This window comes from Mucilaginibacter pineti (genome assembly GCF_900101875.1).
GTDB lineage: Bacteria > Bacteroidota > Bacteroidia > Sphingobacteriales > Sphingobacteriaceae > Mucilaginibacter > Mucilaginibacter pineti.
The window spans coordinates 139,808-153,379 of record NZ_FNAI01000003.1 but is presented as its reverse complement, the minus strand read 5'-3'; the positions used below and the strand labels follow the sequence as shown (position 1 = coordinate 153,379).

General features: G+C 44.1%; 8 protein-coding genes. 7 read left to right on the top strand and 1 reads right to left on the bottom strand.

Annotated features, from left to right (window positions below; all coding sequences use genetic code 11):
* Window positions 1-66 precede the first annotated feature (66 nt).
* The 7 genes from BLS59_RS08650 (at window position 67) to BLS59_RS08620 (ending at window position 12,338) form a co-directional block, all read left to right on the top strand.
* Window positions 67-1,212, top strand: coding sequence for a methionine aminotransferase (locus BLS59_RS08650; RefSeq protein WP_091147881.1), 1,146 nt, complete (start codon window positions 67-69; stop codon window positions 1,210-1,212).
* Between the two features lie 131 nt (window positions 1,213-1,343).
* Complete coding sequence (locus BLS59_RS08645) at window positions 1,344-2,126, top strand: amidohydrolase (RefSeq protein ID WP_091147878.1); 783 nt, start codon at window positions 1,344-1,346, stop codon at window positions 2,124-2,126.
* A 465-nt stretch (window positions 2,127-2,591) separates the two neighbouring features.
* Complete coding sequence (locus BLS59_RS08640) at window positions 2,592-3,857, top strand: TolC family protein (RefSeq protein WP_162842588.1); 1,266 nt, start codon at window positions 2,592-2,594, stop codon at window positions 3,855-3,857.
* Window positions 3,858-3,885: 28 nt separating this feature from the next.
* Window positions 3,886-4,983: an efflux RND transporter periplasmic adaptor subunit gene (locus BLS59_RS08635; RefSeq protein ID WP_091147874.1), complete on the top strand. Its 1,098-nt coding sequence runs from the start codon at window positions 3,886-3,888 to the stop codon at window positions 4,981-4,983.
* A gap of 163 nt (window positions 4,984-5,146) precedes the next feature.
* A complete protein-coding gene (locus BLS59_RS08630; RefSeq protein ID WP_091147872.1) occupies window positions 5,147-8,287 on the top strand; it encodes an efflux RND transporter permease subunit in 3,141 nt (1,046 codons plus the stop codon).
* Window positions 8,288-8,811: 524 nt separating this feature from the next.
* Window positions 8,812-11,883 carry a GH92 family glycosyl hydrolase gene (locus BLS59_RS08625; protein ID WP_091147869.1) on the top strand — a complete coding sequence of 1,024 codons (3,072 nt, stop codon included), beginning with the start codon at window positions 8,812-8,814 and terminating at the stop codon, window positions 11,881-11,883.
* Window positions 11,884-11,972: 89 nt separating this feature from the next.
* Window positions 11,973-12,338, top strand: coding sequence for a magnetosome magnetite crystal formation protein family (locus BLS59_RS08620; protein WP_091147867.1), 366 nt, complete (start codon window positions 11,973-11,975; stop codon window positions 12,336-12,338).
* Window positions 12,339-12,564: 226 nt separating this feature from the next.
* Here the strand turns inward: BLS59_RS08620 and BLS59_RS08615 are convergent, their stop codons facing one another.
* On the bottom strand, window positions 12,565-13,443 hold the full coding sequence (locus BLS59_RS08615) for a polyphosphate kinase 2 family protein (protein WP_091147864.1): 879 nt from the start codon (window positions 13,441-13,443) through the stop codon (window positions 12,565-12,567).
* Window positions 13,444-13,572 lie beyond the last annotated feature (129 nt).

Genomic DNA, 13,572 nt, shown 5'->3' with positions numbered 1-13,572 from the left:
CAAAAAACTAAAAATGCGTATAAATACGCCGTTGTGTTTATTGTTTTTTGTTTACTTTAGCCCGTAATGATACCTGTTGTTTCTAAATTACCCCAAACGGGCACAACCATATTCACGGTTATGTCGGCCTTAGCCAACCAGCTTGGTGCAATAAATTTATCACAAGGATTTCCGGATTATGACTGCTCGCCTAAATTAATTGAGCTGGTTAACCAGGCCATGAAAAATGGCCATAACCAATACGCGCCAATGGCCGGCGTTATTGCCCTGCGCGAAGAAATAGCAAAAAAAACAGAAAAACTTTACGGCGCTGTATACAATCCCGATACCGAAATTACTATTACCGCGGGTGGTACGCAGGCCATATTTACAGCCATAAGCGCCGTTATACACCCTAATGATGAGGTAATTATTTTTGAACCCGCTTTTGATTGCTATGCCCCTGCCATTAAACTAATGGGCGGTGTTGTAAAATCCCTGGCGCTTGAGCCTCCTAACTATCGCATTGCCTGGGATATGGTTAAAAGGCTCATCAACAATAAAACCAAAATGATCATCCTTAACTCGCCGCAAAATCCAACGGCTACCATTTTGCATAAGGAGGATATTGATGAGTTAAGTGCGATTGTTAAAAACCAGGATATTTTAATTTTAAGCGATGAGGTATACGAGCACCTGATCTATGACGGCGAAACCCACCATAGTATGGCCCGTTATCCTGAACTGCAGCAGCGCAGCTTTATAGTAGCCTCTTTCGGTAAGCCTTTTCATGCTACCGGGTGGAAGGTTGGCTATTGCATGGCCCCCGAATACCTCATGAATGAATTCAGAAAAATTCACCAGTTTTTGGTGTTTGCGGTGAATACGCCCATTCAATATGCCATTGCCGAACATTTAAAAGACGAACAAACTTACCTTGGTTTGGCAGCCTTTTTCCAGGAAAAACGCGACTACTTTCGAAAGGGATTGGAGCAAACCCGTTTTGAGTTGCTGCCTTGTCACGGATCATACTTTCAATCAGTAAGATACAGCAACATAACCGACGAAAAAGACAGCGACTTTGCCATACGCCTGGCTAAGGAAAACGGGGTGGCATCTATACCTGTTTCGGCCTTTTACACCAAGGGGATAGACCACCATGTAATACGTTTTTGTTTTGCTAAAAGGCAAGAAACTTTAGATAAAGCCGTTGATAGATTATTAAAAGTTTAATTTCAGGTTAATTAACATCAATTACCGATTAATATAAATTAAACTGAACAAACCGAATTAACGATAATTATTTATCATCCATTAACTTTAAAAAAACTATAAGCCACGGTTTATAGTACAAACTACCGCCTATGGATAATCTTAAAATAACTGTTTTTCAAGGATACCTCTTTTGGGAAAATACCGACAAAAATTTACAGAATATTTCCCTTAGATTATCGGGTGGCATCCGCGAAAAAACCGATCTTATCATACTGCCAGAGATGTTTAGCACCGGTTTTACTATGGATGCCGAACGCCTTGCTGAACCTATGGACGGCAAAAGCATGAAATGGATGCACAAAACCGCCCAGCAATATGATTGCGTGGTAACCGGCAGCATCATTATTAAAGAAACCGACAAATACTATAACCGTCTTATATGGATGCGCCCGGATGGCAGCTATGACCATTACGATAAACGCCACCTTTTTGCCCTCGGCAAAGAACATAATACTTATACCGCCGGTACCAAAAAACTTTTTGTGGAGCTTAACAGCTGGGTAATTTGCCCCATGATCTGCTATGATCTGCGTTTCCCGGTGTGGCTGCGTAATGTTGCCGAAAAGCCTTACGACCTGCTTATTTTAGTGGCTAACTGGCCCGAACGCCGCGCCTTGCACTGGCGTACCCTACTGCCTGCCCGCGCGGTAGAAAACCAGGCCTATGTTATTGGTGTAAACCGGGTTGGGCATGATGGTAACGAGGTTTACCACTCCGGCGATTCTACTTGTATTGATCCTAACGGCAACGTGGTTTACTACAAACGCGATGAAGACGATGTTTACACCTTCTCAATAATTGCCGACGAGGTAAAGAAAGCCCGCCGCGCCCTCCCTTTTTTAAAAGATGCCGACGAGTTTGAGATAAAGTAGTCATTGGGTCAATTTCAATTAGAATCTGATGTTTTAAAAATTCTGATCATTCTTTAATTCTGAGAATTCGGATTCAGACAATAATGGCGTTACCTACGGCCCGCGCTATACACTCATACGCCGCAGGCATTAGGCTCGGGGCCGGTATCCGCTGCTATCGCTAACGCAGGAAAATTTGTCTGAACTTTGATTTTCAGGATTAAAGGATTAACAGGATTTTTAATCAACCTATCCAATATGCAAATCAAAATCCAAAAATCACACAAATCCCATTAATCTCCGTTCAGACCACTCACCTAATCAACCGTTCTCCACTCACCAAACCCCAATTATGAACTTTTCATGAATTGTTCATTTCTTATTAAAATTTCGTATTTGAGGGCCTGAAAAGACGCATTCTCTTCATAGAAAATTCATATCTGTTATAAATGTTTGCAGTGTTGAATTGAAGAAGAAATGTGTAAAATGAAATCCCTGCTGATTTTTCCCGTTCTAATTTTTACAATTAGCACACACCGGGCTCAGGCTCAAACAGATACAGTTAAACTTAACTTCCAGGACGCCGAAAAGCAATTCCTGGAAAACAACTTAAGTTTACTGGCCCAAAAGTATAATGTAGAGGCTTCAAAGGCGCTCATACAGCAAGCCAAACTTTGGGATAACCCCGTACTTAGCACCGACCAAAATATTTGGGACGGCGGCACTCACAAATTTTTTAACCACGCCAACGGCAGCGGACAAGTGTTTGTTCAGCTTAGCCAGGTATTTGCTACCGCCGGTAAACGCAGCAAACAAGTACAGGTTGCACAGGACGATGCCAAAGTGCAGGAAGCTGCCTTTAATGATCTGATGCGTAATATGCGTTACAACCTGCAGCTTGATTTTAGTCAGCTGGCTACGCTTAATGCGCAGGAACAGGTTTATAAAAATGAGATAAGTTCGGCAACCAACCTGGTTAACGCCATCCAAAAATCATTTGATGCCGGTAACACCTCCATGAAAGATCTCATAAGGCTTAAAGCCCTGCTGTTTGGGTTACAAAACGACATGGTGGAAAACAACCGCCAGGTAAATGATTTGCAAACCGAGCTTAAAACCTTGCTGCAAACCAAAGAAACCGCCTTTATTTATCCGCTGGTGAATGACAAGCCTGTTGAAAATACCAACCTGGATATCCCCACGCTAATTGCACAGGCCATGACAAACCGGCCCGATTATTTATCAAACCAATACCAGTTAAATTCGGCTACACATAATGTGGCTTATCAAAAATCATTGGCCGTGCCCGATATTACCATAGGGGCCGCTTATGACAAAAACAGCAGCTATGCGCCAAACTATTATGGTTTGCAAATTGGTTTGCCCCTGCCCTTTTTTAACCGCAACCAGGGTAATATCAAATCGGCAAAGTACACTATGCAAAGCCAGGAAAGCACGTTGAAACAAAACGAGCTTCAGCTTAAAAACGATGTGGTAGCGGCTGTAAATCAATATAAGTTAAACCAACAACTGTTTTCAACCCAGCAAATTGAGTTTAATGAGCAGTATGATAAGCTGTTTACCAGCATGCTCAAAAGCTTTCAGCAAAGGCAAATAAGCCTGGTGGAGTTTGTTGACTTTTTTGATACCTATAAAGATACCAAGCTAAAAATACTGCAACAGCAATATAACCTGCAAAAAGCCATTGCCGATTTAAATTTTGCTACCGGCACTACCATAATTAAATCCTGATAATTTTTTAACACTTATTCATACAACAATGAAAAGAGAACAGCTGTTAACCGGCATCTCCGCATTACTATTGCTTGCCGCCTGCAAAGGCAAGCCGCAACCCCAAGAAACCAACAAACAGGTTTGCATCAGCGATTCGATGGCGCATATGATAACCATTGATACCGCCAAAACCACATCGATGAAAGACGAACTAAGCCTGTCGGGCGAAGTATCATACGATGATAATAACGTAATAAAGGTGTTTCCTTTTGCAGGCGGACAAATTATAGATGTAAAGGTTTCACTTGGCGATAAGGTTACCAAGGGCCAAACGCTTGCCATTTTACGCAGCGCGGACGTTGCCGGAAGCTATACAGACCTTACCGCTACAAAATCCGACCTTAACATCTCCAAAAAAGCATTGGAGCAGGCCGATTATCTATATAAGAACGGCATTTCCAGCGAGCGTGATTATACCGAAGCAAAAGAGAATTACAACAAGGCCGTTGCAGCCAATACCAAAATACAGCAACAAATTGCCATTAACGGCGGCGGCAATACAAATGCCGGCGGTACAATGGTTATTAAGGCGCCAGGGAGCGGTTACATTGTTGAAAAAAATATAACCGCCGGTAGTTTTATCCGCCCGGATAACGCGGCCAGCTTGTTCACCATTTCAAACATGAAAGATGTATGGATCTGGGCCAATGTGTTCGAGTCTGACATTAGCAAGGTTAAAGTGGGTTACGCAGCAAAAGTTACCACCGTGGCCTATCCCGACCAGGTTTTTACCGGCAAAATTGATGCAGTGAGCTCGGTGCTTGATCCGGATAACAAGGTAATGAAGATAAAGATCGTACTGCCAAACCCAAATCTGTTGCTTAAGCCAGAAATGTTTACCACTGTAATGATCAGCAACAGCGATAAGGCACAATCTGTATCGGTACCGGCCAAGGCGGTAATATTTGACAACAGCAAGAACTTTGTGGTAGTGTACAACAGTAAATGTGATCTTAAGCTGCGCGAAGTAAGCGTAATTAAAACCGTTGCCGATACCAGCTATATATCATCGGGCTTAAAAAGCGGCGATAAGGTGATCAGCAAAAATCAGCTGCTGCTGTATGATTCTTTAATAGGCGAATAGCGGGATAGTATCAAGTAGTTAGTATCACGTATCAAGATTTTTTGATTGGTGATACTAAGCTACACTACTTATTACTTGATACCTGATACTAACTACCTGATACCAAAAAGATACACAAGCAAGTACTTGATACTTGATACTAATTACTTGATACTTTATCAAAATGAACAAGTTCATCAAAAATATAATCTATTTCTCCTTAAAGCACCGCTACTTTGTGTTTTTTATGACACTGGTAATGGTTGTGCTTGGAGTTTGGAGCTACCTGAATACCCCTATTGAAACGTTTCCGGATGTAACCAATACCCAGATCATCATTATTGCCCAATGGCCCGGTCGCAGTGCCGAGGAGGTGGAAAAGATGATCACCATCCCCATGGAAACGGTGCTTAACTCGGTGCAAAAAAAGGCCAACCTGCGTACAACATCAGCATTTGGTTTATCATACGTGCGCATTATTTTTGATGACGATGTTGACGACGCCTTTGCCCGCCAGCAGGTACTCAGTCGCCTTGGCAATGCCGACCTCCCCGATGGTGTAAAGCCCGAAGTTGAGCCCCCATACGGCCCTACCGGCGAAATTTACCGTTATACGCTTAAAAGCAAAACAAAATCAATCCGCGAGCTTACGGCCATCCAGGATTGGGTGCTTGACCGTCAGTTTAAATCGGTACCGGGCGTAGCCGACGTTAACAGCTTTGGCGGCGAGGAAAAGGCTTATGAAGTGAGTGTTAACCCATCGCTGCTGCAAAAATATGGCCTTACCTCTTTAGATGTTTACAGTGCCATAAACCGCAGTAACATTAACGTAGGCGGCGATGTAATTGAAAAGAACGACCAGGCCTACGTGGTGCGCGGTATAGGTGTAATAAACAACATCGAAGAGATCCAGAATATCATCATTAAAAACGTAAACAACGTACCCATACTGGCCAAGGATATTGCCGAAATTAAGGAAAGCGGTTTGCCGCGCCTGGGTCAGGTAAGCCGCGATAAGCAAAAGGATGTTTTAGAGGGTATTATAGTGATGCGCAAAGGCGAAAACCCTGCCGAAGTGCTTGACCGCATCCGCGATAAAGTGAAAGACCTTAACGAAAATATTTTACCAAAAGACGTTAAGATAGATACCTTTTATGACCGTACCAACCTCATGGATTATTGTACCGAAACGGTTATCCATAACCTGCTGGAAGGTATAGTACTTGTTACCGTAGTGGTATTCCTGTTCATGGCCGACTGGCGCACAACGCTTACCGTGGTCATCATCATCCCGCTGTCGTTACTGTTTGCGTTTATTTGTATGCGCATAAAGGGCATGAGCGCCAACCTGCTCTCTATGGGTGCTGTCGATTTTGGGATCATTATAGACGGGGCCGTGGTAATGGTGGAGGGTATTTTTGTAGCCCTGGATCATAAGGCCAAGGAAGTGGGCATGCAAAAGTTTAACGGCCTCGCCAAGCTGGGCCTGTTTAAAAACGTGGGTGCCGAAATGGGTAAGGCCATCTTCTTCTCCAAGCTTATTATCATTACCTGCTTGATCCCAATCTTCGCGTTTCAAAAGGTAGAAGGTAAAATGTTTAGTCCGCTGGCCTATACATTGGGTTTTGCATTATTGGGTGCTTTGATCTTCACCTTAACATTGGTGCCTGCGTTATCCAGCATATTGCTGCGTAAAAACGTGCGCGAAAAACACAATCCCGTTGTTCTTTTCTTTGAAAACGGCATCCGCAAAATATTTAATTATACCTACCGCAACCAAAAACTCAGCTTACTGGTGGCAGTAGCCTTTATGGTTTTAACCTTCTTCTCGGCTAAGTTCCTGGGGTCGGAGTTTTTGCCCGATTTAAATGAGGGTGCACTATGGGTTGAGGCCGAATTACCAATGAGTGTTTCCCTGAACGAGGCCGAAAGCATCAACCAAAAAATGATGCAGATCCTGGCCAAATTCCCCGAGGTAAAACAAACGCTGGCGCAGGTGGGTCGTACTAACGACGGTACCGACCCTAAAGGTTTCTTCGACGTACAGATCCAGGTGGATCTTAAAAACAAAAAGGAATGGCCAAGCGGCATAACCGAAGATGAGCTGATAGACCAGATGGATAAACAGCTAAGCAAAATCCCGGGCGCGGTGTTCAATTACTCGCAGCCCATACGTGACAACGTGGAAGAGGCAGTTGCCGGGGTTAATGCCGCATTAGCCGTAAAAATATTCGGTCCGGATTTTCAAACGCTTGATGCCAAGGCCGATAGCGTAATGAATGTACTTAAAACCGTAAAAGGCGTTGATGACCTTGGTGTGCTGCGCAATTTAGGCCAGCCCGAGTTCAGGATTGAGCTTGACCAGCGTAAAATGGCTATGTACGGTGTAGCAACTGCCGATGCCAACTCGGTAATTGAAATGGCCATTGGCGGTAAGGCAGCCACCGAACTGTATGAAGGCGAACGCAGGTTTGACGTGCGCATCCGCTATCAGAAAGACTTTAGGGATACCCAGGAAAAAATAGAGAACCTAATGGTACCAACCCTAAACGGTGCTAAAATTGCTATAAAAGAGATAGCCACCATTAAAACCATTACCGGCCCGGCCTTTATATACCGGGATAATAACTCGCGCTATATCGCCGTAAAATTCTCGGTACGTGGCCGCGATTTAGGTAGTACCATTAAAGAAGCGCAGGAAAAAGTTAACGCCAAAGTGGCGCTCGATCATGGGTACTCCTATGTGTGGGCAGGCGAGTTTGAAAACCAGATCCGCGCATCCAACACGCTGGCCCACGTAGTGCCAATTTGTTTATTGGTGATATTCCTGATATTGTTTGTAACCTTCGGCAACGTAAAAGATGCCACCCTTGTAATAATGAATGTACCGTTCGCGCTTATTGGCGGCATCCTGGCGCTGCACATTACGGGCACCAACTTCAGTATTTCGGCAGGGATAGGTTTTATAGCCTTGTTTGGGGTTTGTATCCAGAATGGGGTTATCCTGGTATCTGTTTTCAAAAAGAACCTGGAAGAACACATGCCGCTAAACGTAGCCATATTAGATGGTGTAATAAGCCGCGTAAGACCGGTAGTAATGACCGCGCTGATGGCCGCCCTTGGTTTAATACCCGCAGCTATATCAACAGGTATAGGTTCAGAAACGCAGAAACCACTGGCTATAGTAGTTATCGGCGGTCTGGTTACATCAACCATATTAACGCTGCTGATACTGCCTATCATTTATTCGATAGTGCACCGCTTAATACATCGCCGCGAAAACAGGAAGCTGTTGAAAAAAATGGGTGTTGTAAGGAATGCTTAGTGTTTGGAAGTAAGGAGGATTGGACTAAGGACCAAGGACAAACGCTGCTTTTGAGCTTTCAAACTTAATTTCCATTTCTCAAATCTTAACTATAAAAAACGCCCGCCGACACCGGGCGTTTTTATTTAATTTCTCGCTCGAAAATAATGCCCATCAATTGACATATATGGGTAGCCCCTATGGGGCATAAACGATTTGATGTTTTTTTCTACAAACAGGTAGTCCCTCCGGGACATGAAAAATTATCGTTTCCTATCAATATCAGAAATCCTTCTATGTCCCGGAGGGACTATCTATTTGTAGATATTAGAAAAAAAGGGATTTGTCCCAGCGGGGACTACCCAAGTTGTTTTTATTCCACAATGCCTTTTCATGCGCTATTATTCTCTTTGAAGGGACATGGAGAGCTATGCGCTGGCAGGGGTGTGTTATACGTAAAGCCTTCCTCCTACACAAATCTCGTTTATAATATTTATTGTAATATTTAAGTTTTATTTTGCGTAATTAAAACAGCGTTTCGTTATATGCCCGCCATCAGATCTGTATTTCGTAATATCTCCATACTTACGTTGTTGCTAACCGCAGCGTTACTTGCATCCGCACAAAAAAAGAAAGATAAGGATTACGCCCAACTGGTTAACCCTTTTATTGGTACAGGCGGGCATGGGCATACTTATCCCGGCGCGGTGGCGCCATTTGGTATGGTACAGCTTAGTCCGGATACGCGCTTGGATGGCTGGGACGGCAGTTCGGGCTATCATTATACTGATACCGTGGTTTACGGCTTTTCGCATACGCATTTAAGCGGCACGGGCATTCCCGACTATTGCGACATCCTGTTTATGCCTACTACCGGCGAGCCGCAGTTTAAAAACACACAATACCGATCGGTATTTAAAAAAAAGAACGAAAGCGCAAGTCCGGGCTATTATAAAACACACCTCGAAAAATACAATATCGACGTTGAACTTACCGCCGCCACCCGCGCGGGTATGCACCGTTATGATTATCCCAGCGCCGATAAAGCCAATATCATTATAGACCTGCAACACCGCGACCAGGTGCTTGATTCATGGATAGAAGTGGTTAACGATCATGAGGTACGCGGTTTCCGCAGATCAAAATCATGGGCGCAGAACCAGGAGGTATATTTTTACGCCAAATTTTCCAAACCATTTAAAACCTACGGCATTGCCAGTAATGATGTATTACAACAAGGCCAGAGCAAGGCGCAGGGCAAAAACATAAAGATATACCTGCAATTTGACAATCCCGGCGAAGTGATCAGTAAAGTAGGGATCTCGGCAGTAAGCGCTGAGGGAGCATTAAAGAATTTAGATGCGGAGATACCCGATTTCGACTTTAAAAAGGTTCAGAAAACCGCAAAAGCCGCCTGGAATACCGAGTTAAACAAGATCCAGGTTGAGGGCGGCGCGCCGCCCGTGCCAAAAGTTAGCCCAGACGACCAGGTAATTAATGGCGTTTACGGCAACTATGGCAACCCTTACCCCAATTCAAGGCCATCGGCAGGCAAAAAGGTGGCCGTACTGGATTATGCAAAAATAAAGCAGTCCATTTTTTACACCGCACTGTACCACACCATGCTGGCCCCCAATATTTACAGTGATGTAGACGGCCAGTACCGCGGTCTGGATCAGAAGGTACATACCGCGCAGAGCTTCAATTACTACACCGTGTTTTCACTTTGGGATACCTTCAGGGCCGAAAACCCGCTGCTTACCCTTATCGACAAAAAACGGACGCTCGATTTTATAAAATCTTTCCTGGCGATGTATGACCAGGGCGGCCTGCTCCCCATCTGGCCGCTGGCATCAACCGAAACATATTGCATGATAGGTAACCACTCCATCCCTGTTATTGTTGATGCTTATTCAAAAGGCATCCGTGATTTTGATGCGGAGAAAGCTTTTACTGCCATGAAGTCCGCCGTAAACCGTAACCAGTTTGGTCTGGATATTTACCGCAAAAACGGCGCGGTATTGGCGGATGCGGAGGATGCTTCGGTATCAAAAACGCTGGAATATGCTTATGACGATTGGTGCATTGCCCAAATGGCAAAAATGCTCAACAAACCGCTGGATTATGCCGAATACATTAAGCGGGCGCAATACTGGAAAAACGTTTACAACAACCAAAACGGCTTTATGCAGGCCCGCAGCAACGGCGGCTTTAAGATCCCCTTTGATCCTACCGAAATAAATGGTGATTATACCGAAGGCAACTCCTGGCAGTATTCATTTCTGGTACCGCAGGATGTAGAGAGCCTGGTTACACGCATGGGTAGTAAAGATGCGTTTGAAGCCAAGCTGGATGAACTGTTCACCACCGAATCCAAACTTAAAGGTGCTGATGTGCCTGATGTAAGCGGATTGATCGGACAGTACGCGCATGGCAACGAGCCGAGCCACCACATGGCCTATTTGTACAATTTCACCAACTCGCCCGATAAAACGCAGCTATATATCGACAGAATTTTGCGCGAAGAATACAGCAACCAACCCGACGGCTTGGCCGGTAATGAGGATTGCGGACAAATGTCGGCCTGGTACGTGATGAGCTCCTTGGGGCTGTATAACATTGCACCCGGGCAGGAACAATTGCAGGTGGGCATCCCCCAGTTTGATAAGGCAGATATTTATCTTGAGAACGGCAAAAAGTTCAGCATTATTAATACCGGTGCGGGCATAACCAAATCAAACATTTACCTGCAGGGCATGAACCTGGCCAAAAAAGCCTATAACAAGCTGTATTTAAATTATACCGATATAGCCGACGGTGGCGAATTTGAGGTATTTACCGGCAGGCTGCCCAACAAAATGTTCATTGAAGAACTCGAGCATCCGTCATCAAAGATCAGCGACAGCCTTATTGTTGCTAATCCGTACATTATAGCGCCGTCTAAAACATTCAAGGAACCCATCAGCATTCAGATAAAAAGCACCGATACCGACGTGAAAATCTATTACACCCTTGATGGCAGTACCCCTACTGTTAGTTCAACGCTGTACAATCAGCCTATAAATATCGCGGCAAATACCACCGTAAAAGCTATTGCTATAATCAATGGCAAAAGCAGTTTTGTAAGCGAAGCCAATTTTATAAAACTTAACGCAGATATTAAGCTTACGCTTACCAATAAATACCTGCCCAATTATTCGGCCGGTGGCGATGATGCCTTAATTAATGGCCTGCATGGAACAGCAAACTGGCATGTGGGTAACTGGCAGGGCTACCAGGGTAAAGATTTGGAGGCGGTAATTGATATGGGCCAAATTAAACCTGTTAAACAAATAAGCATAGGCACCTTACAGGATACCAACTCGTGGATCATTTTCCCGAAATACGTGCAGTATTTCACCTCAACCGATGGCAAAAACTATAAGCTGGCGGCCACGGTGAATACCAAAACCGATATAAAGGATACCAAACCACAAACCCAGGAGTTTGCTGCGCCTTTAAACGTAAACACCCGCTACATTAAAATAATAGCTAAACAATACGGCCCCCTGCCCGATTGGCATGAAAGCAAAGGCAATCAATCATACATTTTTGCCGATGAAATAACAGTGGAGTAACGTTAATATAATCAAGGATTTAAAACATTTGATAATAATTATGGTTAGGTTTTTATTGCAAACCTTCAATCATTAATCAATCTTATCAAATGGAAGATTACTCACCAAAAGACGACGGCAAAACTGCCGGCATTGTTAGTTACTTTACCATTATTGGCTGGCTTATTGCCTATGTCGCCTTGTATCAGAATAACAAAACCGCTTTGGCCGGCTATCAGTTAAGGCAAACTTTGCTGTTCCACCTGGTTTCTATGGTGGTTTATTATGCAGTTGGCGCCATGTTGGGCGCTATGCTGTTTACAGGCGGCTTTTCTTTATGGGCAACGCTGTACTGGGTAGTAAAAGTTGGTTTATTTATCCTGTGGATCATCGGCCTTATTGGCGCTGTTAACGGCGAAAAGAAACCGATCCCATTGATTGGCGAAAAAGCGCAGTCGGTATTCTCAGGAATATAATTCATCCTCCCGCGAGCTTGCAGTTCGCAGACGACTCACCCCGACATCGCTTCGCTTGTCTGCCCCTCTCTCCGACTTCGTCGCATAGAGGGGCGGGGGAAATTATTATTAGTAGTATTGTTATTATTGAGTATGTTCATCTTGAAAATCCCTCTTTACGGCTTGCCGTAGAGAGGGTGGTCGAGCGAAGCAAAGACCGGGTGAGTCAATTCGCCGGCAATCCCAATCACTCCTTCTCCAGCAATACCTTGGCTACATCAAGCTTTTCTTTTTCCTCTTTTGGCAACACGGGGTATTTCAGTTTCAGACCTTTTAAGGTTTCGAGTATGATGGTGGATATGGCTATCCGGGTATACCATTTTTTATCGGCAGGGATAATGTACCAGGGACTATCCTTGGTGGATGTTTCCTGGATGGCCTTTTCATAAGCGGCCATATAGTCGCCCCATTTTCCGCGTTCGTCTATATCGGCTGCCGAAAATTTCCAGTTCTTTTTAGGATTTGCTATCCGTTTTAAAAACCGCACCTTTTGTTCATCCTTTGAAACATTCAAAAAGAACTTAATAATTACCGTTCCGTTGCCGGTTAAATGTTCTTCAAAGGACCGGATGCTTTGGTAACGCTTAGCCCAAAATTTAGCGTCGATAGCTTTCACATCATTAACATTGGGCAAATGCTCGTTAAGCAGCAGCTCAGGATGCACCTTGGTAACCAGCACATTTTCATAATGCGACCGGTTATGGATGCCGATGCGCCCACGCTCGGGCAAGGAGCGGTAATGCCGCCACAAAAAATCATGCTCCAGATCTTCTGTGGATGGTTGTTTAAAGCTATAAACCTGGCAGCCCTGCGGGTTTAAGCCCGACAGTGTATGGGCAATGGCACTATCCTTACCTGCAGCGTCCATCGCCTGAAAAATAATGAGCAGGGAATATTTATTGGCAGCGTAAAGCTCGGTCTGCAGGTCAAAGGTTTCTTCGATGAGGGATTTTAATATCAGATCGGCATCGGCTTTTTTATAGCCATTGGCATAGCCGGTATCATGATCTTTAAGCGAAAACTTCTTCCTGTTGGTTACTTTGAATTTATTGATTACGTTGCTCATAATAAAAAAATCGCTTTACACTTTGTTAACTTAAAATTTAGATGTTAAAATTGCGTTGTTAAATACTCAATATAGTAAACATTATGCGGTGTGTATAGTTAATTAACATTTACGTAACCCGCATATATT

Excerpts from the sequence above, each read along its gene's own strand:
- BLS59_RS08635 (WP_091147874.1), top strand. The coding sequence starts at position 3,886 with ATGAAAAGAGAACAGCTGTTAACCGGCATCTCCGCATTACTATTGCTT.
- BLS59_RS08645 (WP_091147878.1), top strand. The coding sequence starts at position 1,344 with ATGGATAATCTTAAAATAACTGTTTTTCAAGGATACCTCTTTTGGGAA.
- BLS59_RS08630 (WP_091147872.1), top strand. The coding sequence starts at position 5,147 with ATGAACAAGTTCATCAAAAATATAATCTATTTCTCCTTAAAGCACCGC.
- BLS59_RS08640 (WP_162842588.1), top strand. The coding sequence starts at position 2,592 with ATGAAATCCCTGCTGATTTTTCCCGTTCTAATTTTTACAATTAGCACA.
- BLS59_RS08620 (WP_091147867.1), top strand. The coding sequence starts at position 11,973 with ATGGAAGATTACTCACCAAAAGACGACGGCAAAACTGCCGGCATTGTT.
- BLS59_RS08615 (WP_091147864.1), bottom strand. The coding sequence starts at position 13,443 with ATGAGCAACGTAATCAATAAATTCAAAGTAACCAACAGGAAGAAGTTT.
- BLS59_RS08625 (WP_091147869.1), top strand. The coding sequence starts at position 8,812 with ATGCCCGCCATCAGATCTGTATTTCGTAATATCTCCATACTTACGTTG.
- BLS59_RS08650 (WP_091147881.1), top strand. The coding sequence starts at position 67 with ATGATACCTGTTGTTTCTAAATTACCCCAAACGGGCACAACCATATTC.